The sequence below is a fragment of the Enterobacter sp. UPMP701 genome (genome assembly GCF_053709515.1).
Genome location: NZ_JBSKJN010000021.1, coordinates 1 through 26,872 on the forward strand (window position 1 = coordinate 1; position 26,872 = coordinate 26,872).

The following is a 26,872-nucleotide window of genomic DNA, read 5'->3' on the forward strand; positions in this document are numbered from 1 at the left end:
TTATCAACGCCGACGCTGCCAGATCCACAAGCCCGCAATCGCCGCCGCGAACAGTCCGCCAAATCCGACGCCAATTGCCACCACCGGGACACCCACTTTTACCGCCAGCGAGTAAAGCCCCAGCATTAACAACATCGCCAGGTTTTCACCGAGGTTTTGCACCGCAATGGCATTTCCCGCCCCGACGGTCTGTTTGCCACGCTCCTGCAGTAACGCGTTCAGCGGCACCACGAAGAAGCCCCCCAGAACGCCAATCAGGACGAGGAGAACATAAGCGGGCAGTAACGCATGTTGCAGCGAGAAAATAAGCACCACGACGCCAATCAGGATCCCCGCAGGCATGCAGCGAGCAACCGTTTCAAGCGTCACCAGCTTCGCCGCCGCGCCCGCACCAACGACAATGCCGATCGCCACCATGGCATTAAGGTAGGTTGGCGTCGCGTTGTCAGTGATACCCAGCGCCACCGGCACCCACAGGACCAGCAGGAAGCGCAGCGTGACGCCCGCGCCCCAGAACATGCTGGTTCCCATCAGGGAGAAACGCGTTTCCCCGTTACGCCACAGCACGCGACAGGCGTTAAAGAAACTGCCGGTCATCGGTGCAAAACGCCAGGATTGCCCCGGACGGGCCACCGGCAACTTCGGAATAAACAGGTTCGCCACGACCGCCCCACCATACACCACCGCACACACGCCCAGTGCCGCCAGGACATGCCAGTCGGCCAGGACGCCCCCCGCAACCGAGCCGAGCAGGATAGCGGCTATGGTTGACGACTCCATCAGACCGTTGGCCTTCACCAGCTTATCGCCCGTTGTCAGTTCCCCGAGAATGCCATACTTCGCCGGGGAGTAGGCGGCAGCGCCAATGCCCACCAGCGTGTAGCCAATAAACGGATTGAAGCCGAAGCAAATACTGGCGGCCCCCAGCAACTTGAGGCCGTTGGCAAACATCATCACCCGACCTTTCGGGAAACTGTCCGCCACCTGCCCCACAAACGGGGCAAAGATAATGTAAGCGCCCACAAACACCATCTGCAGGATCGGCTGACTCCAGTCGGGGTAAAACTCGGCTTTCAGTAGCGCCAGGGTGGCAAATAAAAGCGCGTTATCACCGAACGCAGAGAGAAACTGCGCGGCAATGACGGCCATCATGCCTTTCGACCTGAGTGAAGTGTTAGTGTGTACTGACTCACGCATTTTGCTGCTCCGCCTCATCAACCATGCCCTTCAGGGTCACGAAATCGGGCTTGCCGCTACCCAGCACCGGAAGCTGCTTCAGATAGCGGATATCGCGCGGCACTGCCAGCTCCGGAATACCGTGTTCACGCGCATAGCTTAGTAACCTGTCGCGCTTAAGCTCGGCGTCGGTGGTAAACAGCACCAGCGCCTCGCCTTTGCTGGCATCACTTTTGACCACCATCGCATGCAGCTTATCGGCGGAGACGGCCGTCGCCAGTTGCTCAACCATTTCCAGAGAGACCATCTCACCCGCGATTTTGGCAAAGCGTTTTGCGCGCCCCTGAATCTGCACAAAGCCTTGTTCGTCGAAACGCACGATATCACCGGTGTCGTACCAGCCGGTTTCAACCTCGCCGTTGACGTTTTCCGCCGTCGGCGCTTCCAGCACGCCTGGGTTTTCCACGCGCAGGTAACCGTTCATGACGTTCGGCCCTTTCAGCTGCAGGCGGCCACCGTCCTCAATACCCGGAACGGCCAGCAAACGCGCGTCCATTCCCGGCAGAATTCGGCCCACCGTCCCCGGCTTCGCCGCCATCGGTACGTTGATCGAGACAACGGGCGCGCACTCGGTCACGCCATAACCTTCAAGAATGCGCAGGCCAAACTTGTCCTGCCAAATCTGACGCGTGCTCTCCTGCAGCTTTTCCGCACCGGCCACCACGTACCGCACGCGATAAAAATCATACGGATTGGCGAAACGCGCATAGTTACCCAGGAAGGTTGAGGTCCCGAACAGTACGGTGCAGTTACGGTCATACACCAGCTCCGGCACAATGCGGTAGTGCAGCGGGCTTGGGTAGAGGAACACCTCAGCACCGGTCAGCAGCGGCGTAAACAACCCCACCGTCAGACCAAAGGAGTGGAACAGCGGCAGCGCCGACATAAAGCGGTCATTCGCGGTAAAGTCGGCAATGCTTTTGATCTGCTCAACGTTGGCCAGAATGCTCTTGTGGCTGTGGACAACGCCTTTCGGGTTGCCCTCTGAACCCGAGGTAAAGAGGATTATGGCATCATCTTCTGGCTGCAGTTTGACCTGCGCCAGATGCGGCATCAGCAGATGCGCAAAAATCCACAGCTTGTCGCCGGTGGTCACATCCGCTTTCAGATCTTCCAGGAAGACCCAGCGCACCTGAGTCAGCTGTTCCGGCAGATGCCACAGCTTGCCTTTGTCCAGGAACTGACGGGAGGTAAAGACGGTATTAATCCGGGCGGCGGTAATGGCGCTGGTCAGCCCTTTCACGCCCGCCGTGTAGTTCATCATCGCCGGAATACGGCCCCGGGAAACCGCACCAAAAATCACCGCCGCGCTGATGCCCGCGTTAGGCAGCATCAGGCCAATCTTTTCGCCCTTCTTGCTGTACTTCTCCAGAATGCGGCCCACAAACAGGGTTTTGGTCAGCAGCTTGCGATAGGTGTCCGGGGTGAAGTTGATATCTTCAATACAGTTTTTCTTCGCGCCGTAGCGATATAGCGCCGAAAGCAGGGATTCATAAAGCGTTTCGCGCGGACGAACGGCCATACGCGCTTCCATCATAATCTGGTGCAGCATTTCCCCGGCGATCTTACGGCGATCGCGGGCGCGCGGCGCGTCGGGCATCGGGAGCGACGTTGGCGGCAGAATATGCAGGGTGATTTTAGGGAACAGGCGCTGTTTCACCAGCCCCTTCAGACGGCTAAAATAAGTCAGCTCTGCGCCTTCGATACGCAGCGGCACCACGGTCGCTTTAGACTTTGCCGCGACAAACCCCGCGCCGTCGTAGATTTTCATCAGCGAACCGGTGACTGAAATACGCCCTTCCGGGAAAATGACCACCGGACGCCCCTGCTCGACCAGACGCACCAGATGCTTAATCATCATCGGCTTTGTCGGGTCGAGCGGCACAAAATCAATCAACGGCGTGAGCCAGCGCATGTACCACTGCTGGCTGATGGAGGTATAGACCGCAAACACCGGGCGCACGGGAAGAAATAGCGCCAGCAGGATGCCGTCTATAAAGGAAACATGATTGGGTGTGATGAGAACGCGCTCGCCGCGAAGCGCCCGGGCATCGCCAGTGACGCGGATGCGAAAGAGAATACGGAAAAGTGTACGGAAGAACCCAAATAGCATCTCAACTCCCTTTGTCAGCCAGTATGAAGGGGGGATAGTAAATGGTGGCAGATTACACGAGAAGTGATACAGGAGCGACAGCAAAAGTGGAGGCGAAAAAAAACCTGCGCATCCGCGCAGGTTGGTGCAAGAGATGAGTACGAAACCGTACTAAGAATTCTCACCAATCAATACCTCTGGGATCTTGATTCTGGCCGTTCGCCCTGCGCTTCGCCAGAGGGAAAACGCAAGGGAATGAGCCGAAGTGCAACCAGGTGTGAATATTCTCTTTAACTGTTACAGGTTGAACTATCAGGCAAAAAAAAACCTGCGTAAAAACGCAGGCTGGTGTAAGTCGTGTTAATCAACCGGAGTTGATTCCACCTATCAATACCTCTGGGATCTCGACTCTATCAACCTCTTTAACCTCCTCGCCACCGGACAATCGCAACAGCCTGAGGCAAAGTGTAACCAAAGGTTCAGAATGACATTCTTCTGACATGCCTGCGCGTGTAACGATTACACTTTCCGGGTTGTTCTGCGTCACGTTTGTGGCGTGCCGAAAACGGCGCCCCTTGAATGCGCGCTACTTTTCCGCAACACTATTTAGTGTGTAAACGCTTACCCCTAATAAGAAGGTTATGAATGGCGACAATAAAGGATGTGGCTCGTCTGGCAGGTGTGTCGGTAGCCACCGTCTCCCGCGTGATTAATGATTCACCCAAAGCCAGTGACGCATCACGCCAGGCGGTACAAAGCGCCATGGAAACCCTAAACTACCATCCCAACGCCAACGCCCGAGCGCTCGCTCAGCAGTCCACGGAGACCATTGGGCTGGTGGTGGGCGATGTTTCCGACCCCTTTTTCGGTGCCATGGTAAAAGCGGTTGAACAGGTCTCTTATCAGACGGGGAATTTTTTGCTGATCGGCAACGGTTACCATAATGAGCAAAAAGAACGCCAGGCCATCGAGCAGCTGATCCGCCATCGCTGCGCAGCGCTGGTGGTTCATGCGAAAATGATCCCGGATGCCGAGCTGATTAACCTGATGAAGCAGATGCCCGGCATGGTGATCATCAACCGTATTATTCCCGGGTTTGAAAAACGCTGCGTGGCGCTCGACGACCGCTATGGCGCCTGGCTTGCGACCCGTCATCTGATTCAACAGGGCCATACCCGGATTGGCTATCTCTGTTCCAATCATCCCATTTCTGATGCGGAAGACCGCCTGCAGGGCTACTACGATGCCCTGCGCGAAAATGGTCTGCCCTGCAACGATCGTCTGGTGGCCTATGGTGAACCGGATGAGAGCGGCGGCGAACAGGCCATGACGGAGCTGCTGGGTCGTGGACGGAATTTCACCGCGGTTGCCAGCTATAACGACTCGATGGCCGCTGGGGCAATGGGTGTGCTGAATGACAACGGGATAGAGGTGCCGGCGGAAATCTCGCTGATTGGCTTTGATGATGTGCTGGTCTCCCGCTACGTGCGCCCGCGCCTGACCACCGTACGTTACCCGATTATCACGATGGCCACGCAGGCCGCAGAGCTGGCGTTAGCGCTGGCGGAACAGCGCCAGCCGCCGGATATTACGCATCTGTTCAGCCCAACGTTAGTGCGCCGTCACTCCGTTTCGGCACCTGCAGAAGCGCAGAGCGAATAGCGATAAAGGTGTACCGTTTTATTCGGAAACTCCAGTCCATCGCCTATGTATTGCCAGCCGTAACGTTCATAGAAGTCACGGCAGGCAGACCACAGATGCAGTTCTTCATACCCCGCCTGCGCGGCAAAGGTTATAACATGCTGCTGTAACGCACCTGCCAGCCCCTTGCCGCGCGCCGCGTCGTCAACGTAGAGCGCCGCCAGCCACGGACAGAGATCCTGACGGGTGATCAAATCGCAGCGCCAGAGCCCCACCGTGCCGAGAAGCCGTTCGTCTTCTACGGCAATAAAGGTCAACGGTAACGCCCCCGGCGTCTGGCTGTGCTCGACGATGCTGTGGAAAAATTCCCGCGGAAGCCCCTCGCCAAAGGCGTGCCAGATCCAGTCGGTAACCTGCTCCGCATAGCGCGGTGCACTGTAAAGCGGGAGGATGACGGTCTTCTTCACGTTTCACCTGCGTTTTTAATGAATATGCTGGCCTTACGCCTCCAGCCCGGTTTGTCGAATATTTTACCAGAGTCAGACTATTTAGTTTTACTTCTGGCAGGCCAGGCGAATCGTGACCAAAAAGCGTGATCGTGGCGGAAGTTTTGCCCTTCCCGCATCGCTTATACGCTGCCAGGTCTGTGCTAAACTGCAGGCCATTACGTGGAAGCAGGAATGTAGAATGGCAACAATGCTGGATGTCTCACTGCGCGCGGGCGTGTCGAAGGCTACCGTCTCGCGCGTGCTGAACGGCACAGGTCAGGTTAAAGAGAGCACGCGTCAGCAGGTCTTTGCTGCGATGGAAGAGCTGGGCTATCGGCCAAACTTTCTCGCGCGTTCGCTGGCTAACCAGACCAGCAACAGCATTGGTCTGGTGGTCTCTACCTTCGACGGCTTTTACTTTGGTCGCCTTCTCCAGCAGGCGTCGCGGCAGACCGAAACCCACGGAAAACAGCTGATCGTCACCGACGGACACGATGCGCCAGAGCAGGAAGAACAGGCGGTGCAGATGCTGGCCGATCGCCAGTGCGATGCCATTGTGCTTTACACGCGCTATATGAGCGAAAAGGCGATCATCAAGCTGATTAATACCGTGCAAACGCCGCTGGTGGTCATCAACCGTGAAGTCAGCCAGGCGCCGGAGCGCTGCGTTTTCTTTGAGCAGCAGGATGCCGCCTTTAAGGCGGTGGATTACCTGATAAGCCAGGGCCACCGGGAGATCGCCTGCATTACTGTCCCAATCCACACCCCCACGGGTAAAGCGCGGCTGATGGGCTACCGTAAGGCGCTGGAAAAGCACGGCATTCGTCTGGATGAACGTCGAATTAAGTACGGTGATGCGGGAATGACGCGGGGCTATGAGCTGTGTAAGGAGCTTATCGCTGAAGGGGTGTCGTTCAGCGCGCTGTTTGCCTGTAACGATGATATGGCGCTGGGCGCGTCCAAAGCGCTGCACCAGGCAGGGCTTAAGATCCCGCAGGATATCTCCCTGTTCGGCTTTGACGATGCCCCAAGCGCAAAGTGGCTGGAGCCTGCGCTGTCATCGGTTTATCTGCCGATAGATAACATGATCGTCACGGCTATCGATCAGGCGATCCGGCTGGCGAAAAACCAGCCGGTCGATGCGATCCCGCCGTTTACCGGCACGCTGGTATTACGCGATTCGGTCACAACGGGGCCGTACTTTCATCAGATGAGTTCTAAAGCCAGCAGTTCCTGAATGGTCTGGCGACGACGGATCAGCCGCGCCTTGCCATTATCAAACAGCACTTCCGGCAGCAGCGGACGGCTGTTGTAGTTCGAGGACATGGATGCCCCGTACGCCCCGGTGTCGTGCAGTACCAGATAATCACCCGGCGTTACCTCAGGCAGCGCGCGGGTTTCCACTTTACCGCCTTCCTGCTGGGTAAATACGTCACCGGATTCACACAGCGGGCCTGCGACCACCGTCTCGCGGCGCGGCGCCTGCGTTAAATCGCGGCCATCGGCGGCCAGGGCGGTAATGTGATGGTAGCTGCCGTACATGGACGGACGCATCAGATCGTTAAAGCCCGCATCAATCAACACAAAGTGGCGTGAACCCATCTCTTTGACGCTGCGTACCTGCGCCACCAGCACGCCGGCTTCGGCCACCAGGAAACGACCCGGCTCAATTTCCAGCTTCACGGCATGGCCCAGATGCGCAGCAATTTGATCGCGCGCGGCGCTCCACAGGCCGTAATAGTGATCGGTGTCGATCGCCTCTTCCCCTTCGCGGTAAGGGATAGAAAGCCCACCCCCTGCGGAGATCGCCTCCAGATCCTGACCGAAGTCGACAACCTGGCGCACCATCGCCCCGCATACCTGCTCCAGGTGACCGTAATCGACGCCGGAGCCAATGTGCATATGAATGCCGACCAGCTTCAGGTTGTAACGCTGCAATACCTCAAGCGCGGCGGGCATATCGGCATACCAGATGCCGTGCTTGCTGTTTTCGCCGCCGGTGTTGGTTTTTTGGCTATGACCGTGACCAAAGCCCGGGTTGACGCGCAGCCAGACGCGATGGCCTGGCGAAACCTGCCCAAGCTGCTCCAGCATATCCACGGAACCGGCATTCACCGGAACCTGCAGTTCATGTACGCGCGCAAGCGTAGCGTCGTCGATCACATCCGCGGTAAAGACAATCGCATCAGGATCGGTTTTCGGATCGTACCCGGCCACCAGCGCACGCTCGATTTCCCCCAGCGACACGGAGTCAACCTTCACGCCCTGCTCGCGCATCAGGCGCAGAATATGAATATTGGAGCAGGCCTTCTGGGCAAAACGCACCACGTCAAACTGATGCAGGGCGGCGATCTTCTCGCGAACGATCTGCGCGTCGTAGACCCACACCGGGCAGCCAAATTCGGCGGGCAGGCGCAGCAGGTTTTCGGCATTCAAATCGGTATCCGTCTGGTTGAGCGGGCGTGGCATGGTCTTCTCCGGGTAAATTCATTTTTTATGATTACGCCACAGCGGAAGAAGAATAAAAAATATCGTTTTATCGCGAGTCTATGCAAAAATGATATGGACTGTTCTCTGTATTCAGGTGCCCTATGCCCGCCGTCAATTTACGCCACATCGAGATTTTTCACGCCGTGATGACCACCGGCAATCTCACTGAAGCCGCGCAAATGCTGCATACCTCGCAGCCGACGGTCAGCCGCGAGCTGGCGCGATTCGAGAAAGTGCTGGAGCTGAAGCTGTTCGAGCGCACCCGGGGCAGACTTCACCCGACGGTACAGGGGCTACGCCTGTTCGAAGAAGTGCAGCGCTCGTGGTACGGGCTGGACAGAATCGTCAGCGCGGCGGAAAGCCTGCGCGAGTTTCGTCAGGGCGAGCTGTCGATTGTCTGCCTGCCCGTCTTCTCTCAATCCTTTTTACCGACGCTGCTCCAGCCTTTTCTGTCCCGCTATCCTGAGGTCAATCTCACCATTGTGCCGCAGGAGTCGCCTCTGCTTGAAGAGTGGCTGTCGGCACAGCGTCACGATCTCGGGCTGACCGAAACCCTCTCGACCCCTGCAGGAACGGTGCGCACGGAACTGCTCGCGTTAGATGAAGTGTGCGTTCTGCCCGCCGGACATCCGCTAGCCCGCAAGGCGGTGCTGACCCCGGCGGATTTTCACGGCGAAAACTATATTAGCCTGTCGCAAACCGACAGCTACCGACAGCTGCTGGATACGCTTTTTGCTGAGCATCAGGTGAAGCGGCGGATGGTTGTGGAAACGCACAGCGCGGCATCGATATGCGCGATGGTGCGTGCAGGCGTCGGCGTCGCGGTCGTCAATCCGCTTACGGCGATGGACTATGCCGGGAGCGGGATCGTCATTCGCCGTTTCAGCGTTTCCGTCCCGTTCACCGTGAGCCTTATCCGCCCGCTGCACCGTCCGGCTTCTGCGCTGGTGGATGCATTCACCGGGCACTTAGTTGAGCATGCGCGTCAGGTGGCGCTTCGCTTACCTGACCTGCAAAACCCGTTATGACAGCATAAATTCCACGGCATCTGCCGCGTGAATGGCTGCGGTATCAAATACCGGAATGGGGCTTCGTTCAGCCGGCACCAGCAACCCGATCTCCGTGCAGCCGAAGATCACCCCTTCAGCCCCCTGCCGGGCGAGTTTCTCTATCACGCCGACGTAATATGCGCGGGAGGTTTCACTGAAGGTACCGAGGCAGAGTTCGTCGAAGATGATCTGATTGATGCGCGCCCGGTCTTCTTCATCAGGTATCAGGCTTTCTATCCCAAACTCGCTGTGCAGACGGCCGCGATAGAAATCCTGCTCCATGGTGTAGCGCGTGCCCAACAATGCCACGCGCGACATTCCCGAAGCGCGGATGGCGCGCCCGGTGGCGTCTGCGATGTGCAGGAACGGCAGCGAACAGCGCGCTTCAATGTGCGAGGCCACTTTATGCATCGTGTTGGTACACAGCAAAATGCCCTGCGCGCCTGCCCGCTCCAGCCCCAGCGCGGCATCAGCCAGTATTTCTCCGGCTTTATCCCATTCCCCGCTCGACTGGCAGGCTTCGATTTCATGAAAATCAACGCTGTGCAGCAGCAGGCTCGCGGAATGCAGGCCGCCCAGACGCTGTTTTACCCCTTCGTTAATCAGGCGATAATAAGGGATGGTTGATTCCCAGCTCATCCCACCTAACAGGCCGATCGTTTTCATCATCCCTCCTTATCTGTTTAAGCCAGTGAAGCAAACTTGTGATCCTGTTTCCAGTTCTTTATTGCGCCGTTTTCTTTTTAAGCTGGCCGGTGTAAATTAAATAAAACAGCGTTTTATTATAATGAGCGATGCCATGTTTATATTCCACAAAGAGACCGCGTCTGAAGATCTGGGGAACGGCGTTACGCGTCGTGTGCTGGCCCACGGCGGCAGGATGATGGCGGTTGAGGTGCATTTTGAGCAGGGGGCGATTGGGCCAATGCATAACCACCCGCACGAACAGTTAACCTATGTTCTCTCCGGCGAGTTTGAATTTACGATTGGTGAAGAGAAGCATGTCGTGACGGCCGGCGATACGCTCTACAAAAAACCGCATGTGATGCACGGCTGTGTCTGTCTCAGGGCCGGCACGCTGCTCGATACCTTTACGCCTGTTCGCGAGGATTTCCTGTCATAAAAAAAGGCGCCGTTCAGCGCCTTCTCATGTTTGCAGAATTTATTCCGTCACCGCTTCTGGCAGTGGATTACGGCTGAGCATGGCCTCACGCAGTAGCACGCTGCCGCAGGCAAACAGACCGCCAAGAATCGCCGCCAGAATGACAATCAAGCCTTTGCCTGGTCCGTCTTTTTTTACCGGCATGGAGGGGGAAAGCTGATACCGGAACGGTTCAAGCTTAACGTCTGCAACAGAGAGTTTTTTCAGCTGCGCCAGGTAATATTCACGGTTCTGGAAGTCTGCATTCAGCTCCGTCACGTCCTTGAGATTTTTTTCAATCTTGAGCTTCTGCGCGATACCGTCAGCCCCGAGCGCAACGGAGTAATCCGGATCGTCTTTTACCGCCTGCCCGTTGCTATAAACAGGCTTCTTAATGCCTGCCGCATTCGCCACTTCCAGCGAATAATTCAGCCGCTGCAGATTGGTATTGTGAATAGTCGTCAGACGAACCCGGTCGAGCGCCAGCTGTTGCTCAACCTCATTCGTTTTGAGGGCGATCTGGTTACGGATATTTTGCATCGTCTCTTGTTCAACAAGAGCAGCGATATAACCGATGTACCCTTCCAGTACGGTTTGTGCATCACTGGCTTTCGGCGCCGTGAAGCTCAGCGTCCAGGAGAGGTAAGGTGCTTTATCCGCATCTTTTCCCTGCGCGTTATTCACTGCTTTCATTCTGTCTGCAATATTGACGACCGCACGGTGCAGCTCAAGCGGGTCCACCTCAATATCTTTAAGCTGAGACATCACGTAAGGGGAAGAGGACATGTACGCTTCGAGCAATGACTGCGACTGGAATTTTTTAATAAACAGGTCAAAGACTTCCGAACGGGTAACCGGCACCTTCACGTCAAGAACCTGCAGCGCAACCATCATCTGGCGCAGCGGGTTCCACTGGGTCTGTTCCGCCGGGGTGATCACCGCTTTACTGGTCCATTTTTGTGGTAATAAAAACGTAATAGCCAGCCCTGCCAGCGCGAAAATAAAGATGAGGGTGACGATGCGTTTTTTCGCGGCAAGCAAAACGCCTAACAGACCCAGAAGGTCGATCTCTTTAGAACTGACTGCTGGGGTGGCATATGAGGGAAAATCGAGGTCCGTGTTTTTTTTGAAGTCCATTGCTGACATAGCCGTTCTTCTGTTGCGAGTGCAGTTAATTTCTGCCGGGTGAGTTCAGTTGCCCGATAATACAAGAAACTAAGAATAATCTGAACGCGATAATGGACTATCTGAGAGATTGCTATCAAAGTTGGTAGTTATTTACGGCATTACTGATGTGAATCAGCGTGCAAATAAAAAGCCGGGTGGCGGCGGCGCCTTACCCGGCCTGTGTGAATTTCGTGGCCCGATATGCGAAGCGCCACCGGGCATTAACCTTACACGCCGATATTACGCAGTTTTTCCCCGCTCATCAGCTTGCGTTCAATATGCTCCAGCGTCACGCCTTTGGTTTCGGGGATTAGCCAGAAGGTGACGCCGATAAACGCCACGTTCAGCACCGTGTAGAGCCAGAAGGTGCCTGCCGCGCCAATCGCGTCCAGCAGCGTCAGGAAGGTGGCGCCGATGATCATGTTTGACACCCAGTTGGTGGTGGTGGAACAGGTGATACCAAAATCGCGGCATTTCAGCGGCTGAATTTCAGAGCACAGGATCCACACCACCGGCGCGGCGCTCATCGCGTAACCGGCGATACACATCATGGTCATGCCCACGGAGAGCCAGGAAAGACCGCTGGACGCCGTACCGTTATCGAACTGCATCAGGCAGTAGCCGAGGATCAGCGTGCCGAGCGCCATCACGCTAAAGCCAATTTTCAGGGCGGGTTTACGTCCGGCTTTATCGACGGTGAATACCGCAATAAAAGTGGCAAACATAAAGGTGAGCCCCACCACCAGCGTAGCGATCATCTGCTGTTCGGTGGTGGTAAAACCGGCCATTTTGAAGATGCGCGGGGCGTAGTACATGATGATGTTCATCCCGGTAAACTGCTGCATCGCCTGCAGCAACATGCCGAGGAACACCGCGCGGCGCACGTTGCGGTTGGCCTTAAACAGCGACAAGCCGCCCTGCTTCAGCTTCAGACTTTCGCGGATCTCATTCAGCTCTTCACGCGCTTTTTCTGACGTGTCGCGCAGCATGCGCAGCACCTCTTCCGCCTCCACGTGACGCCCTTTTTGCGCCAGCCAGCGCGGGCTGTTTGGCAGGAAAATCACTAATACGATCAGCACCAGCGCAGGCAGCGCCAGCACGCCGAGCATCGCGCGCCAGTTGCCGCTGTAGCTGAAGTACGTATCCGACAGGAACGCCAGTACGATGCCGAGCGTCACCATCAGCTGGTACATGCTGATCATCTTCCCGCGCACGTTCTCGCTCGCCATTTCGGAGAGGTACAGCGGCGCCGTGTAGGAGGCAATCCCCACCGCCACGCCCAGCAGCACGCGGGAGAGCAGCAGCACTTCTACGTTGGTGGCAAACGCCGATCCAATGGAGCCGGCAACAAACAAAATCGCACCGACCATCAGGCTGTATTTGCGCCCAAGGCGGAACGAGAGCCAGCCGTTAAACAGCGCGCCGATGGCCGCGCCCAGCATCATGCTGCTCACCACCCACTCCTGCAGGCGGTTACTCAGCGTAAAGTGATCGGTAATAAACGGCAGCGCTCCGGCGATAACGCCGATATCCAGACCGAACAGCAAACCGGCTACGGCTGCCGCGATGGAAACAAACTGGTTCATGCGTCGGGTGTCGCGCAGCGCAGCGGGCATCAGGGTAGAGTCATTAATAGATGTCATTTTTTTCCTGCCTCAACAGCAAAATCGTTAAGTGAAATTACGAGATACCGGAAGAAAGTGTCAGGTCGGAACTGGTGAAGATATGGATTATTTCGCTACGACATACAGAACTGTGATGGACATTACAATTTCAAATCGGGCTGATTTATCCTACTTTTTTATTAATAATCTAATTTTTAAGCAATAAATATGTGATATTCGTCATCCATGACTTTTGAGTATGGATTTTTCATCTTTAAGGATATGGATAATGGCTATTTCTGGACAAAAAAAACCTCCACCCGAAGGCAGAGGTTCTTCACGCAAGCCGAATTAGCGTGCCAGCCAGCCGCCGTCTACGGCAACGGTGTAGCCATTAATGTAATCCGATGCCGGGGAAGCGAGGAACACCACCGGCCCCATCAGATCGCTCGGCAGCCCCCAGCGGCCCGCCGGGATACGCTCCAGGATCGCCGCGCTGCGCTCCTCATCCGCACGCAACTGCTGGGTGTTGTTGGTGGCCATGTAGCCCGGCGCAATCGCGTTGACGTTGATGTTGTGCTGCGCCCATTCGTTCGCCAGCAGGCGGGTGACGCCCATCACCGCGCTTTTTGACGCGGTGTAAGACGGCACGCGGATGCCGCCCTGGAAGGAGAGCATCGACGCGATGTTAATGATCTTGCCGCCTTTACCCTGGGCGATGAAGTGCTTCGCCGCCGCCTGGGACATAAAGAACACGCTCTTGATGTTCAGGTTCATTACATCGTCCCAGTCGGTCTCGCTGAAGTTAATCGCGTCTTCACGACGGATCAGGCCGGCGTTGTTGACCAGAATATCGATATGCCCAAACTCCGCCACCGCGCGATCGAGCAGCTCCGGAATGGCGTCGATTTTACGCAGGTCGGCGGTCAGGCTCAGAAAACGACGGCCCAGCGCGGTCACGCGTTCGATGGTTTCCGTGGGCTCAACGATATTGATCCCGACGATGTCGCAGCCCGCTTCCGCCAGGCCTAACGCCATCCCCTGCCCCAGCCCGGTGTCACACCCGGAAACCACGGCCACTTTGCCCTTCAGAGAAAATGCATCCAGAATCATGTTTGTTCCTTACTCTTTCAGCGCCTGTCAGCAACAGGCAGATGTATGCTTAACTGCCCGCGACTAGCGCAGATCCTTAACCGCGACGTGGTCCATGTCATCAAAGACCTGGTTTTCTCCGACCATCCCCCAGATGAAGGTATAGGCTTTCGTCCCCACGCCGGAGTGAATGGACCAGCTGGGTGAAATCACCGCCTGCTCGTTATGCATGACGATATGGCGGGTTTCCTGAGGCTGTCCCATCATGTGGAACACGCAGGCGTCGTCATCCATGTTGAAGTAAAAGTAAACTTCCATGCGGCGTTCATGGGTATGACACGGCATGGTGTTCCACAGGTTGCCCGGTGCAAGCTCGGTCAACCCCATACTGAGCTGGCAGGTTTCCAGCACATCCGGAACGAAGTATTTGTTGATGGTGCGGCGGTTGCTGGTGATATTGTCGCCCAGCGTCACGGGTGCAACGTCCGCTGGCGTCACTTTTTTGGTTGGATAAGCGGTGTGCGCGGGGGCGCAGTTGTAGTAAAACTTCGCTGGCTTACCGGCGTCAATGCTGGCAAAGACCACCTCCTTGGCCCCTTTGCCGATGTACAGCGCGTCGCGGTGGCCAATCTCATAGCACTGGCCGTCCACGGTAACGGTGCCCGGCCCGCCGATATTAATCACGCCCAGTTCACGACGTTCCAGGAAATAGCTCACGCCCAGCTGCTTGCCCACTTCACCGCCCACGGAGACGGTTTTCGCTACCGGCATAATGCCGCCCACGATAATACGGTCGATGTGGCTGTAGACCATGGTGTACTTGTCGGCCTCGAACACCTGCTCAATTAAAAACTCGCTGCGCAGTCCCTGAGTATCCAGCGTTTTGGCGTGCGCGCTGTGGATGCTTTGTCTGACGTCCACGGTAACCTCCAGATGTGGTCATGCCCGAAGGCAGAAATTAAACGAAACAACGTTTCGTTTTATGATGAGCACATACTAGCGGCATAAAATAGGGTTTTCAATTGCAATTAAAACAACGTTTCATTTTTTATTTTTATTTATAACAGAAATGACACGCGGATCACGATTACTCCCTGTGAAGAGAAGAACACGATAAAAAAAACCTCCCGGAGGAGGTTTTTTCAGTGAGGAGAGATTAGCGTTCGATGGCGAGCGCCACGCCCTGTCCGCCGCCTATACAGAGAGTAGCGATCCCTTTGCGCGCATTGCGCTTTTTCATCTCATGGACCAGCGAGACCAGAATACGGCAGCCGGACGCGCCGATGGGATGCCCCAGCGCAATCGCCCCGCCGTTTACGTTGACCCGCAGCGGATCCCACTCCAGCATTTTGCCGACCGAGATCGCCTGCGCGGCAAAGGCTTCGTTCACTTCAATCAGATCGACATCCGAAAGCTGCCACCCTGCGCGATCCAGGCAGCGGCGAGTCGCATAGACCGGCGCAATCCCCATCAATGCGGGGTCTACGCCCACGCTGGCAAAGGCCTTAATGCGGGCCAGCACGGGGAGATCGAGCTCAAGGGCTTTGCTTTCGCTCATCATCATCACGGCTGCCGCGCCGTCGTTAATGCTCGAGGCATTGCCCGCCGTGACCGAGCCCTGCGTTTCAAACGCGGGATTCAGTCTCGCCAGGCCTTCCGCGCTGGCATCCGTGCGCGGCTGTTCATCGGTATCGACGACGATCGCCTCGCCGTTCTGACGCGACGTGCTGACCGGGACAATCTCGTCGCGAAAACGACCGGAATCAATTGCTGCACGCGCTTTTTGCTGCGAACTGAGCGCATACGCGTCCTGCAATTCACGGCTAATGCCGTATTCGCGCGCCAGGTTTTCTGCCGTCACGCCCATATGATAGTCATTGAATGCATCCCACAGACCGTCATGCACCAGGCTGTCGAGCAGTTGGCTGTTGCCCAACTGCGCGCCGGTGCGGCTGTCGGTCAGGACGTGCGGCGCACGGCTCATATTCTCTTGTCCGCCAGCAATGACCACATCCGCTTCACCGCACTGAATGGCCTGCGTCGCCAGATGCAGCGCTTTTAATCCCGATCCACAGACGTCGTTAATGGTAATGGCGGAGACGGTATTGGGCAGTCCGCCCTTCAGCGCCGCCTGGCGCGCAGGGTTTTGCCCGGCTCCGGCCGTAAGCACCTGTCCCAGGATCACCTCATCAACTTCATGGGCGGCGATCCCGCTACGTTCCACCAGCGCTTTAACCACCACGCTGCCCAGGTCAACCGCCGAGTGACGCGCAAGCGCTCCCTGAAAACAGCCGATAGCCGTACGCAACGCACCCACTATTACGACATCTTTCATCACGACCTCTGTGTTAAATGACATGACGATAGTAGAGGATTGTTACTGGCAATTATCTTAATTGTTTAAAAATAGTGAGTTTAATCACAAGGATTAGCGCGCATCCTGCAGATACTGTCGCAGCCAGCTTCCGGCCACGCCGGGCGGGGATCGTTTGTTCCACAGCAGATCGATGCCGATCGCCCGCGGCCAGCCGGGAACATTGAGCTGTACCAGCGATTTCGCAGCGGCAAATTCATCCACCAGCGCACATGGCAGTACGCACCAGCCGAAACCCTGGACGGCCATACTCAGCAGTAGCAGGTAGTTCGGCGCTGACCAGACGGGCCCGCGCGCGATCTCCGCCTCGCGCTCAAGATAAGTGCTGAGCCTCAGCTCCCGCCAGCCGTGCAGCTCGTCGCTCTGCACTTCATGTTGTCCGGCTAACGGATGCGTGGTCGCGACGTATATCGCCATTCGGGTCTGCATCGGCAGCCGGGTAGCGCCAATATCGGTGGGATAACCGTCTCGCGCTTCCGTCAGACCCACCTGGGCGCGCTCCTTTTGCAGCAGATCGATCACGTCCTCTTCCTCGCCAATCAGACATTCAAATTCCGTGTGCGGAAAGCGGGCGTCAAACTGCTTCATCATCTCTTCCAGCACGTCCGGGTTGAGGGTATCTGAGAGCACAAATGTCAGACGCGCCTCCGTTTGCGCCGTTAACGACACCGCCAGCTCATCCAGCCGCGCGCTGGCGGCCAGGATGGCCTGCACATAGCCCAGGACCTGTTCCCCCTGGGCTGTTAACACCGGCTGGCGCGCCGAGCGGTCAAACAGCTCGAAGCCGAGATCGGCTTCGAGATTGGCAATAGACGTGCTGATCGTCGACTGGCTTTTACGCAGCCGACGCGCGGCCGCCGAAAACGAGCCAGCCGCGACGGTCTCAACAAACGCGTTAAGGGCTTCGGGTGAATAGCGCATAATCTATCTACTTTTACGATGGATACCATCTTTAATATATCAGCTTTAGCGATGAAAATAGGCCACATCAACGCCCATACCGGCGAATTAATGAGGTCTATGACTATGCAACATCAGGATGCACTCCAACGAAAACTGCCGGAGCGGATCTTTCATGCTGTCTGTTTTGAAGGGATTGCCACGGCGATCCTCGCCCCTACGGCGGCGTGGCTGATGCAGCGCTCCGTGGTGGAGATGGGCGGGTTGACCATTATTCTGGCCACTACCGCCATGCTCTGGAACATTATCTATAACTTCGGCTTCGACCGTTTCTGGCCTGTCCAGCGAGTCAAACGTACGGCGAAGGTTCGCGCGCTGCACGCCCTGGGGTTCGAATGCGGCTTTATTGTGATTGGCGTCTCGATTGTCGCCGCCGTGCTGGACGTCACGCTGCTGCAGGCATTCACACTGGAAATAGGTTTCTTCCTGTTCTTCCTGCCGTACACCATGTTCTATAACTGGGCGTACGATACCCTGCGCGAAAAATTTCTTAAGCGTCGCCAGCAACGACGCGCCCTGGCTGGCTAAACGCCCTCTGGCCGGACGTCTGTTCCGGCCAAACTCCTTCGAAGCAACTGCGCTCTCCGCGCATAACTATGGTAAATTGCACGCCATTCTGATGGTTTGATAGTTGAAACGTTGCTCTAATGTCGAAAATTTGGTCAAAAGATGAGACTCTCTGGAGTTTCGCCCTCTATGGCACGGCCGTGGGCGCAGGAACGCTGTTCTTGCCCATTCAGCTGGGCTCCGCAGGCGCTATTGTCCTGTTTATTACCGCCCTTGTGGCCTACCCGCTAACCTACTGGCCGCACCGCGCGCTGGCACAATTTATTCTCTCTTCAAAAACAAAAGGCAATGAAGGGATCACCGGGGCCGTTTCCCACTACTACGGTAAAAAGATTGGCAATCTGATCACCACGCTCTATTTCATCGCCTTCTTCGTGGTGGTGCAGATTTATGCGGTAGCCATTACCAACTCGCTCACGGAGCAGCTGGCAAAGCACCTGACGGTGGATACCGCCGTTCGCGTGCTGGTCAGTTTTGGCGTGGTGCTGGTGCTGAATCTGATTTTCCTGATGGGACGGCATATCACGATAAAAGTGATGGGCTTCCTGGTGTTTCCGCTGATTGCCTATTTCCTGTTTGTCTCGCTCTATCTGACCGGCAGCTGGCAGCCCTCGCTGCTGACCAGCCAGATGGCGTTCGATCGCCACACCGTGCATCAGATTTGGATTTCAATCCCGGTGATGGTGTTCGCCTTCAGCCATACCCCGATTATCTCCACGTTTGCCGTTGACCGTCGCGAGAAGTTTGCTGACGCCGCCATGGATAAATGTAAGAAAATCATGAAGGTGGCGTATCTGATCATCTGTCTGAGCGTGCTGTTCTTTGTCTTCAGCTGCCTGCTCTCTATTCCGCCGTCCTATATTGTGGCCGCCAAAGAGCAAGGGGTAACGATCCTGTCAGCGCTGTCGATGATGCCCTCTTCTCCCGCCTGGCTGGGCATTTCCGGGATTATCGTGGCGATTATTGCGATGTCGAAATCGTTCCTCGGCACCTATTTTGGGGTGATTGAAGGGGCGACGGAGATCGTGAAGTCGTCGCTGAATCAGGTGGGGATTAAAAAGAGCCGCGCCTTTAACCGGGCGATTTCCATTATGGGGGTGTCGTTAATCACCTTTGCGGTCTGCTGCATTAACCCGAACGCCATCTCAATGATTTACGCCATCAGCGGCCCGCTTATCGCCATGATTTTGTTTATCATGCCGACGCTGTCGACGTATCTGATCCCATCGCTGAAACCGTACCGCTCGATTGGCAGCCTGCTGACGCTGATCGTCGGCGTGCTGTGCGTGTCGGTGATGTTTGTCGGCTAAACGTGCTCGTGCCCGGCGTGCTGCCGGGCGCGTGATTTACGCCCGAATATCGTCATACTCGCGCGTATTATCAAACTCATGTTTCGCAAACGGGCACAGCGGAATAATTTTACGGTTCTCACCGCGCATCTTCTCCACCACTTTCGCCACCAGCTGTTTGCCAACGCCCTGCCCCTTGAGGCTCGGATCGACATCGGTATGCTCGATAATGCTCAGGTGCTCGCCGGTCGGCACGAAGACAATCTCCGCGACCTGATTTCCGTTGGCGTCGTTCACGTAAAACTTGTTATGGCCTTCCAGAATATCCATGGTTCCTCGCTTATTTTTGGCGGTACTTCAGCGCACCGCTCGGGCAGGTATCAATCACGCGTACAACCGTTTCAACGTCTACTTCGTCGGGAATAATCCACGGCTTACGTTTCAGATTAAACAGCTTTGCGCTCCCACGCACGCAGTTACCTGAATGTTTGCAAATCCCGGTATTGAAGTAGACGTCAATTTTCTCGCCGGTATAGGCCCGGTAACCCGCATCCAGTAGTTCTTTATCCATGACATTGCCTCTGTAATTATTATCGTAATGAATGAAGCATAGCCTTACGGGATCCTGATAGCTATAACGCGGAAAACGAAAAGCCAGGTCACAACTCTTTTCTCGCCAGATTGCGTCCCCCAGTGCTGCATGTCACGCTCCGCAAATGTCTCCCTACTGCATGGCTACCGCGGATTGAATGAAACGCAGACTCTCTTTTCAGGTAAAGCTGTTTTTAGCGCTGGTGTGCTTCTCCTGCCTGCTGTTAGTTCTGCTGGGAACGATCCTGTTTCATTTTATTGACCGACAGCTCCATCACGATCTGGGCCAGCGCGCCCGGGTTCAGGCCAGTGAAATCGCCCTGATACCGGGTCTGGCGGAAAGGGTGGCAGCCAGAGATATCCCCGGTATCGCCCGCTTAATACAGCCGCTGCGTGCCGAAAGCGATGCCAGCTATATTGTGATTGGCGATACCCGGGAACAGCATCTTTATCATTCGGAATCACCAGAACGCATTAATTTACCGATGATCGGGGGGGATAATGCGGAGGTGTTAAAAGGCAAAACCATTATTTCCGTGCGTCAGGGCGGGATTGGGGTGTCGCTGCGTAGCAAAGCGCCGATCTTTAATGCGCAGCATCAGGTGATTGGCATCGTCTCGGTCGGCTATCTGACCTCGTATATCTCCAATATTAACGCCCGCATTCTCTGGCAGGCAGGACTGTACGGTATTGCCCTTCTGCTGTTGCTGTTTATTTTCTCCTGGCTGTTTACCCGAAATCTCAAAAAGCAGATGTTCCGCCTTGAACCGAAGGATATCGCTCAGCTGGTTTTGCAGCAACGCGCGCTATTAGAAGCCATGTATGAAGGGGTATTTGCCGTCAATGAAGAGAAGCAGCTGATTTTAATTAACCGGGCAGCCAGGGAGATGCTGGATATTCATCAAAGTGAGAAAGAACTTATCGGCAAACCGCTGGAAGACGTTCTGCAAACGTCGCCGGGCTTTTTATCCCAGCGCTACGCCTCGGTAAGCGCTGGCCGCCACGACCAGATTGCGGTGCTTAACCAGCGAGAAGTGATCGTTAACCGCGTGGCGATTGAGGTCGAGCCCGGCGTTGAAAGCGGCTGGGTATACAGCTTTCGCGACAAAAACGACATTAATACCCTCAGCAGCCAGCTGAGCCAGATCAAGCGCTATGCGGACAACCTGCGCATTATGCGCCACGAACAGCTGAACTGGACCGCGACGCTGGTGGGGTTGTTGCAGATGAAGCACTATGACGAGGCAATTCGTTACATCCAGGTACAGTCAGAAGGCGCGCAGCGCGTGCTGGACTTCGTTTCGGCCCATTTCTCCTCTCCTGCCCTGTGCGGGCTACTGTTAGGAAAATACGTCAGCGCGCGCGAAAAGGGTGTTGAACTGCAGTTTGACCCGGCCTGTCAGCTCACCCGCATGCCCGCCTCCATCAACGAAACGGAGCTGATGTCCGTGATTGGTAATCTGCTGGATAACGCCGTGGATGCCACGCTGAAGGCGTCCGTTCTTGCACCGGTGGAAGTCTACATTTCTGACCGCAACCACGAGCTGTTGATAGAGGTGGCAGACAAAGGCTGCGGTGTGGATGAGGCGGTGAAGCCACATATTTTCCGCCAGGGGTTCAGCAGCAAACCGGAAAGTGAGAACGACATTGTGGGTACCGAGCACGGTATTGGCCTGTTTCTGGTGGCAGGCTATATCCGTAAAGCGGGCGGCAGCATAGAGCTCACCGACAACACGCCACAGGGCACCATTTTTTCTGTGTTTATTCCCAATGGACAACAGCATGACCCGACCACTTGACGTTGTGATAGTTGAAGATGAACCGCACCTGGCGGAACTGCATCGCGAGTATATCGAGCAAAATTTCCATTTGCGCGTGGTGGGCATCGCCGCGTCGATTGCCCAGGCGTGCAGCCTGATTCGCGAGCATCAGCCAAGGCTTATCCTGCTGGACAACTATCTCCCGGACGGTAAAGGCGTGGAGTTAATCGACAACCCGCTGCTGAAAAGCTATGAATGCTCGGTGATCTTCATCACCGCCGCCAGCGATATGCAGACCTGCAGCCATGCCATGCGCAGCGGCGCGTTTGACTACCTGATCAAGCCCGTCTTTTTCCAGCGCCTGCACGCCTCGCTGGAGCGGTTTATGCGCTTCGTCCACACCGTGCAGCAGGTGAAGGTGGTCGACCAGCACGCGCTGGATCGCCTGTTTAACCTGCCCGCGGCGGAGGCTTCGGTTGCACCGTCCACGAAGGGGATTGAACCCCAAACGCTGGAACGGATTAAACGCCTGTTCGCCGAACATCCCGACAGCGCAATGTCGGTGGAAGAGGTGGTGGAGAACGTGGGGATCAGCAAAACTACGGGGCGTCGCTACCTGGAATACTGCGTGGAGAGTGGGTTAATCAGCGTCGAAATGCTGTATGGCAATATCGGTCATCCACGGCGGCTATACCGCAAAGCCGATGATAAACCGTGATCCGAAACCGTTCACAGGCTAACGTTCGCGGATTTTATGGTGTTAATTGCTGAAACGACGGCGACAGTCACACTTCGGAATCATTGCCTGCTTCCCCCTATTGTGGGTACAGCCCCATGCGCTATGTTGACAATTAGTTCCTCAAATGTAACTAAAAGGTTAACTATAATGTCGAACACGTTCCGAATTTCTCTGATTACCGCTACCGTCCTGTTCTCTGCTTCTGCACTGTCTGCCCTGCCGCAGGGCTATCCTGCTGAGTATCAAAAAGTTGTCGATGCCGCCACCAAAGAGGGCAAGGTGGTGATTTACTCCACTACCGACACCAAAGCCGCCGGGCCGCTGATTGAGGGCTTCGAAAAAACCTACCCGGGCATCAAAGTTGAATACAACGACATGAACAGCACCGAGCTGTACAACCGTTTTATCAGCGAGCAGGCCTCTGGTGGCGGTAGCGGCGATGTGGTCTGGAGTTCCTCTATGGACACCGGGCTGAAGCTCGCCACCGACTACGCCATGGAGTACAAATCGCCGGAGCAAAGCCAGCTGCCGAAATGGGCGGTCTGGAAAGATAAGGCGTACGGCACTACCTATGAACCAGTGGTTTTTATCTATAATAAGCGCCTGATCCCGGCCGGCGACGTGCCGGATTCTCACGCCGCGCTGGCGAAGCTGATTGCCAGCCAGACGGACAAATTCAAGAGCAAAGTCACCACCTACGACATCGAAAAATCGGGTCTTGGCTTTATGCTTTCCGTGCAGGATCACAAGGCCGATCCAAACTACTTTAAAACCCTGGCCGACGTCGCCAAAGGTGGCTTAGCGGTGCAGTCATCGACAGGCACCATGATGGAGAGGGTCTCCTCCGGTGAAAACCTGATCGGCTTTAACATCCTCGGATCCTATGCTGAAGCCCGTGCGAAGAACGATCCTTCACTCGGCATTTCGTACCCTAAAGATTACACGCTGGTGCTCTCGCGCGTGTCGTTCATCAGCCAGCAGGCGCAAAACAGCAATGCGGCAAAACTGTGGCTGGACTATGTGCTGTCTGAAAAAGGGCAAAGCATTCTGGCCAATCAGGCGGATATTCCCTCCATTCGTAACGATATCGAAGGCAAGAATGATATCGATGGCCTGACCAAAATCCTCGGTAACGCGCTGAAGCCGATCCCGGTTGATGAAACGCTGCTGGAGTATCTGCAGCCGAAAAAACGCCTGGAGTACATCAAAGAGTGGCGTGCTGCCGCCGCCAAATAAGCGTTCGGGCGCGGCGCACGCCGTCGCGCTCCCTTATCGACTGAGTTCGTTTTGCTGGGCTGCAACACCAGGGATACCCCATGAATACATTACGCAGAAAGTGGCAAAGCCTGCCGCGCGGCGTCGTTGTGCTGATAACCGCTCTGGTTATCTACACGCCGCTGTCGTTTATCGTGATACAGAGCTTTTTGTCCGCTCCGTTCTTTTCTCCGGCAAAAGAGTGGAGCCTTGAATCATTTGGCTTTATCTTCACCGACCCTGATTTCTATAAGGCCCTGAGAAGCGGCTTCATCCTCGCCTTCGGGCTGGTCATCATCGCCATTCCGCTGGGTGGCGTGCTGGCGTTTCTGATGGTTCGCACCGACCTGCCCGGTCGCCGCCTGATTGAACCGCTGATCCTGGTCCCGATTTTCGTATCGCCGATGGTGCTCGGCTTTGGCTATGTGGTGGCTGCCGGTCCCGTGGGCTTTCTGTCCCTGTGGGCGCAGGCGCTGATCGGCTTTGTGCCGTGGAACATTTACGACATGTCGAGCATCGTGGTCATTGCTGGCCTGACGCACGTGCCGCATGCCTATCTCTATATTTCATCCGCGCTGCGCAGCGTCGGCTCCGATGTGGAAGAAGCCGCGCGCATTGCGGGTGCCTCTCCGCTGCAGGTGATGACCTCCGTCAGCCTGCCGATGGTGCGGCCGTCGATCCTGTACGCCATCGTGCTGCTGTTCTTCCTCGGGCTGGAAGTGTTTGGCCTGATGCTGGTGCTTGGCGATCCGGAAGGCAATATGGTGCTGGCAACCTACCTGTATCAGCTGACGAACAAACTCGGCACGCCTTCCTATCACCTGATGGCGGCGGTTGCCGTGGTGCTGATCTGCATCACCATCCCGCTGGTGATGCTCCAGCGCCGCCTGATGCGCACCGCCAACCGCTTCGTCACTATGAAAGGGAAAGCCTCGCAGGCTCGCGCGTTACCGCTGGGCAAATGGCGCTGGGTTGCCGGGGCGGTGGTCGCCTTCTGGCTCACCGTCACCATCGGCGTGCCTCTGCTCGGCGTGGTGCTGCGCGCGTTTATCTCCAACTGGGGCGTGGGCGTTTCGCTGTGGGATGAGCTTTCGCTGAGCACTTTCCGCACCATCTGGGCACAGCCCAACCTGCTGCGCGCCATCGTCAACTCCATGGCTATTGGGGTGATTGGCGGCGCGCTGGCCGTGGCGTGCTACCTGTTCGTCGGGATTGCGATGCACCGCAAACCGGACAACACCACGCGCTTCCTGGACTACAGCGTGCTGGTGCCGCGCGCCGTGCCTGGCCTGCTTGCCGGTCTGGCGTTCCTGTGGGTGTTCCTGTTCCTGCCGATGTGGCTGGACAATTCGCTGAAATCCGGCTGGCTCTCCGGGTTCGCCTGGACCGACTGGATGCGCGAAAACGTCATCGTCTGGCTGCGTTCGCTGCGCAGCACCATTTTCAGCGTCTGGCTGGCTTATACCGTGGTGTGGATGGCCTACGGGCTGAGGCTTATCTCTTCCACGCTGCTGCAGGTGGGGCCGGAGCTTGAAGAAGCCGCGCGCAGCACCGGGGCGACGCGCGGCCAGATCACCCGCCACGTCACCATTCCGCTCTCCCGCTACGGTCTTATCGGCTCGTGGCTGCTGATGTTCCTGATTTTTGAACGCGAATATTCAACCGGTGTGTACCTGCTTTCCCCCGGCACGGAGACTATCGGCTCGATGCTGGTTTCCCTCTGGGCCGCGGGTGCCATTGATATCGTGGCGGCGCTCTCTTTCATTAACATCCTGCTGGTCGTGGTAGGTCTGGGCATTGCCCTTCGTTTCGGAGTGAAAATACATGATTGAATTAGCGGTTGACGATCTGCACTTAACCTACGGCGACAATCCTGTTTTAAAAGGTGTCTCCATGAACCTGAAGCGCGGTGAAGTGGTTTCCCTGTTAGGCCCCTCCGGCAGCGGTAAAACCACCCTGCTGCGTGCCGTCGCGGGTCTGGAAAAACCGACGCAGGGGTCGATTGTCATTGGCAATAATAAAGTTTACGACGGTACGCCGCGCAGTGAGATCCCGGCGGAAGAGCGTAACCTGGGGCTGGTGTTCCAGTCCTATGCCCTGTGGCCGCACAAAACCGTGTTTGAGAACGTGGCCTACCCGCTCAAGCTGCGTAAAGTCCCGGCCAAAGAGATCCAGCAGCGCGTGCAGGACGTGCTGGATCAGCTGGGTCTGGGCCATCTTGGCAAACGTCACCCGTACCAGCTCTCCGGTGGGCAGCAGCAGCGCGTGGCGATTGGCCGGGCGCTGGTGTACAACCCGCCGGTGATTTTGCTGGACGAGCCGCTCTCAAACCTCGACGCCAAGCTGCGCGAAGAGGCCCGCGTGTTCCTGCGCGAGCTGATTATCAAGCTCGGGCTATCCGCGCTGATGGTGACGCACGACCAGAACGAAGCGATGTCCATATCCGACCGCATCCTGCTGCTCAACAACGGCAAAATTGAGCAACAGGGCACACCGCAGGAGATGTACGGCTCGCCGAAAACGCTATTTACCGCCGAGTTTATGGGGAGCAACAACCGCCTGCACGGCAAGGTCACCGAAGTACGCGACGGCAGAGCGCGCATCGAAGGAAAAGGCTGGGTGCTGTGGGGCCAGGCCGGTGAAGGGGTACAGAGCGGTGATGAAGCCACGGCGGTGATCCGCGTCGAGCGTGTGGCGGTGGTCGAAGGGCCAGGGGAAAATCAGCTTGAGCTGCCGCTGCTCACCAGCATGTATCTCGGCGACCGCTGGGAGTACCTGTTCCGCACGGCGGGAGATGATTTTGTCATTCGCGCGTATGGGCATGAGGTTCGGGATCCGCAGCACTGCCATCTTTCGCTACCGGAGAAGCATGTTTGGGTGTTTCCGAAAGGGTGAGTGTGAGAGGAAAAGGCTGCGGGATGTGGCCTTTTTATATTAGAAATGTATTTAGCTGAACTTAACTCAAATTAAATAAAATATAACTAATTGATTTATATATCCTTATTAGTTTACCGCTACCTTTCCTATAGGTACAATTTCCTTATGGATGTTTATAACAGCATGAGGAAAAAGAAAAATGGCTATTCCAGCTTATCTATGGCTTAAAGATGACGGCGGCGCAGATATTAAGGGATCTGTAGACGTTCAAGACCGTGACGGCAGCATTGAGATCACCGGATTTTCCCATAATCTCAGCATTCCAACGGACGTAATGACGGGAAAGACCACAGGAACCCGCAAGCATTCAGCTATGCTAATTCAAAAAAAGTTTGATAGTTCCTCCCCTGCCTCTACAAATCCGTTGCCACTGGTTAGACGCTAAAATCTGCAGAGTTCAA

At 56.0% G+C, this 26,872-nt stretch carries 24 protein-coding genes and 1 pseudogene; 12 read left to right on the plus strand and 13 right to left on the minus strand.

Features of this window, described 5'->3' with window-relative positions; all coding sequences use genetic code 11:
• Positions 1-3: 3 nt before the first annotated feature.
• Both lplT and aas read right to left on the minus strand, forming a co-directional pair.
• Entirely contained in the window at positions 4-1,197 is a 1,194-nt protein-coding gene (gene lplT / locus ACWKXT_RS23235; RefSeq protein ID WP_454533483.1) for a lysophospholipid transporter LplT, read from the minus strand.
• A complete protein-coding gene (gene aas, locus ACWKXT_RS23240; protein WP_454533484.1) occupies positions 1,190-3,349 on the minus strand; it encodes a bifunctional acyl-ACP--phospholipid O-acyltransferase/long-chain-fatty-acid--ACP ligase in 2,160 nt (719 codons plus the stop codon). Before aas ends, lplT begins: the two co-directional genes overlap by 8 nt.
• Before the next feature lie 624 nt (positions 3,350-3,973).
• Here aas and galR point away from each other — a divergent pair.
• Positions 3,974-4,990 carry an HTH-type transcriptional regulator GalR gene (galR, locus tag ACWKXT_RS23245; RefSeq protein WP_454527429.1) on the plus strand — a complete coding sequence of 339 codons (1,017 nt, stop codon included), beginning with the start codon at positions 3,974-3,976 and terminating at the stop codon, positions 4,988-4,990.
• Here the strand turns inward: galR and ACWKXT_RS23250 are convergent.
• Complete coding sequence (locus tag ACWKXT_RS23250) at positions 4,951-5,436, minus strand: GNAT family N-acetyltransferase (protein ID WP_454527430.1); 486 nt, start codon at positions 5,434-5,436, stop codon at positions 4,951-4,953. The two genes, galR and ACWKXT_RS23250, sit on opposite strands and share 40 nt — an antisense overlap.
• Before the next feature lie 220 nt (positions 5,437-5,656).
• Here ACWKXT_RS23250 and ACWKXT_RS23255 point away from each other — a divergent pair, with 220 nt between their 5' ends.
• A complete protein-coding gene (locus ACWKXT_RS23255) occupies positions 5,657-6,694 on the plus strand; it encodes a LacI family DNA-binding transcriptional regulator (protein ID WP_454527431.1) in 1,038 nt (345 codons plus the stop codon).
• Here the strand turns inward: ACWKXT_RS23255 and lysA are convergent.
• Complete coding sequence (gene lysA, locus ACWKXT_RS23260; protein WP_454533485.1) at positions 6,664-7,926, minus strand: diaminopimelate decarboxylase; 1,263 nt, start codon at positions 7,924-7,926, stop codon at positions 6,664-6,666. The two genes, ACWKXT_RS23255 and lysA, sit on opposite strands and share 31 nt — an antisense overlap.
• Before the next feature lie 122 nt (positions 7,927-8,048).
• Here lysA and ACWKXT_RS23265 point away from each other — a divergent pair, with 122 nt between their 5' ends.
• On the plus strand, positions 8,049-8,975 hold the full coding sequence (locus ACWKXT_RS23265; RefSeq protein ID WP_454533486.1) for a LysR family transcriptional regulator: 927 nt from the start codon (positions 8,049-8,051) through the stop codon (positions 8,973-8,975).
• Here the strand turns inward: ACWKXT_RS23265 and ACWKXT_RS23270 are convergent.
• On the minus strand, positions 8,970-9,662 hold the full coding sequence (locus tag ACWKXT_RS23270) for an aspartate/glutamate racemase (protein ID WP_454527434.1): 693 nt from the start codon (positions 9,660-9,662) through the stop codon (positions 8,970-8,972). The two genes, ACWKXT_RS23265 and ACWKXT_RS23270, sit on opposite strands and share 6 nt — an antisense overlap.
• Before the next feature lie 133 nt (positions 9,663-9,795).
• Here ACWKXT_RS23270 and ACWKXT_RS23275 point away from each other — a divergent pair, with 133 nt between their 5' ends.
• Positions 9,796-10,119, plus strand: coding sequence for a cupin domain-containing protein (locus ACWKXT_RS23275; RefSeq protein ID WP_454533487.1), 324 nt, complete (start codon positions 9,796-9,798; stop codon positions 10,117-10,119).
• 39 nt (positions 10,120-10,158) lie between these two features.
• Here ACWKXT_RS23275 and wzz(fepE) read toward each other — a convergent pair whose 3' ends face one another.
• The 6 genes from wzz(fepE) to ACWKXT_RS23305 all read right to left on the minus strand — a co-directional run bounded on the left by wzz(fepE) (position 10,159) and on the right by ACWKXT_RS23305 (position 17,295).
• The gene (gene wzz(fepE) / locus ACWKXT_RS23280; RefSeq protein ID WP_454533488.1) at positions 10,159-11,283 is read right to left on the minus strand and encodes an LPS O-antigen length regulator Wzz(fepE); all 1,125 of its coding nucleotides are present in this window, start codon (positions 11,281-11,283) and stop codon (positions 10,159-10,161) included.
• A gap of 248 nt (positions 11,284-11,531) precedes the next feature.
• Entirely contained in the window at positions 11,532-12,947 is a 1,416-nt protein-coding gene (gene araE / locus ACWKXT_RS23285) for an arabinose-proton symporter AraE (protein WP_454533489.1), read from the minus strand.
• Positions 12,948-13,259: 312 nt separating this feature from the next.
• Positions 13,260-14,021, minus strand: a complete 762-nt coding sequence (kduD, locus tag ACWKXT_RS23290) for a 2-dehydro-3-deoxy-D-gluconate 5-dehydrogenase KduD (RefSeq protein WP_443349648.1) — start codon at positions 14,019-14,021, stop codon at positions 13,260-13,262.
• A 63-nt stretch (positions 14,022-14,084) separates the two neighbouring features.
• A complete protein-coding gene (gene kduI / locus ACWKXT_RS23295; RefSeq protein WP_454533490.1) occupies positions 14,085-14,921 on the minus strand; it encodes a 5-dehydro-4-deoxy-D-glucuronate isomerase in 837 nt (278 codons plus the stop codon).
• A 235-nt stretch (positions 14,922-15,156) separates the two neighbouring features.
• Positions 15,157-16,335: an acetyl-CoA C-acetyltransferase gene (locus ACWKXT_RS23300; protein ID WP_454527439.1), complete on the minus strand. Its 1,179-nt coding sequence runs from the start codon at positions 16,333-16,335 to the stop codon at positions 15,157-15,159.
• 93 nt (positions 16,336-16,428) lie between these two features.
• Positions 16,429-17,295, minus strand: a complete 867-nt coding sequence (locus tag ACWKXT_RS23305; RefSeq protein ID WP_454533491.1) for a LysR family transcriptional regulator — start codon at positions 17,293-17,295, stop codon at positions 16,429-16,431.
• Positions 17,296-17,400: 105 nt separating this feature from the next.
• Here ACWKXT_RS23305 and ACWKXT_RS23310 point away from each other — a divergent pair, with 105 nt between their 5' ends.
• Entirely contained in the window at positions 17,401-17,862 is a 462-nt protein-coding gene (locus ACWKXT_RS23310; protein ID WP_097534586.1) for a multidrug/biocide efflux PACE transporter, read from the plus strand.
• 119 nt (positions 17,863-17,981) lie between these two features.
• A complete protein-coding gene (locus ACWKXT_RS23315; protein ID WP_454527441.1) occupies positions 17,982-19,211 on the plus strand; it encodes an amino acid permease in 1,230 nt (409 codons plus the stop codon).
• A 36-nt stretch (positions 19,212-19,247) separates the two neighbouring features.
• On the opposite strand, the gene ACWKXT_RS23320 is transcribed toward ACWKXT_RS23315, so the two are convergent.
• Positions 19,248-19,520, minus strand: coding sequence for a GNAT family N-acetyltransferase (locus ACWKXT_RS23320; RefSeq protein WP_013098585.1), 273 nt, complete (start codon positions 19,518-19,520; stop codon positions 19,248-19,250).
• A 10-nt stretch (positions 19,521-19,530) separates the two neighbouring features.
• Positions 19,531-19,761: a 4Fe-4S mono-cluster protein YjdI gene (gene yjdI / locus ACWKXT_RS23325; protein ID WP_008499689.1), complete on the minus strand. Its 231-nt coding sequence runs from the start codon at positions 19,759-19,761 to the stop codon at positions 19,531-19,533.
• Positions 19,762-19,939: 178 nt separating this feature from the next.
• On the opposite strand from yjdI, the gene ACWKXT_RS23330 reads away from it, so the two are divergent.
• From ACWKXT_RS23330 to tssD, 6 genes and pseudogenes are all read left to right on the plus strand, one after another.
• Positions 19,940-21,580, plus strand: coding sequence for an ATP-binding protein (locus ACWKXT_RS23330; RefSeq protein ID WP_454533492.1), 1,641 nt, complete (start codon positions 19,940-19,942; stop codon positions 21,578-21,580).
• The gene (locus ACWKXT_RS23335; RefSeq protein WP_454533493.1) at positions 21,564-22,259 is read left to right on the plus strand and encodes a response regulator; all 696 of its coding nucleotides are present in this window, start codon (positions 21,564-21,566) and stop codon (positions 22,257-22,259) included. Before ACWKXT_RS23330 ends, ACWKXT_RS23335 begins: the two co-directional genes overlap by 17 nt.
• A 168-nt stretch (positions 22,260-22,427) precedes the next feature.
• Positions 22,428-23,516: an ABC transporter substrate-binding protein gene (locus tag ACWKXT_RS23340; RefSeq protein WP_454527444.1), complete on the plus strand. Its 1,089-nt coding sequence runs from the start codon at positions 22,428-22,430 to the stop codon at positions 23,514-23,516.
• Between the two features lie 80 nt (positions 23,517-23,596).
• The gene (locus ACWKXT_RS23345; protein ID WP_454527445.1) at positions 23,597-25,366 is read left to right on the plus strand and encodes an ABC transporter permease; all 1,770 of its coding nucleotides are present in this window, start codon (positions 23,597-23,599) and stop codon (positions 25,364-25,366) included.
• Positions 25,359-26,429: an ABC transporter ATP-binding protein gene (locus ACWKXT_RS23350; RefSeq protein ID WP_454533494.1), complete on the plus strand. Its 1,071-nt coding sequence runs from the start codon at positions 25,359-25,361 to the stop codon at positions 26,427-26,429. Before ACWKXT_RS23345 ends, ACWKXT_RS23350 begins: the two co-directional genes overlap by 8 nt.
• A gap of 181 nt (positions 26,430-26,610) precedes the next feature.
• Positions 26,611-26,846: pseudogene (gene tssD, locus ACWKXT_RS23355) on the plus strand (type VI secretion system tube protein TssD); the annotation flags it as partial.
• Positions 26,847-26,872: the final 26 nt, after the last annotated feature.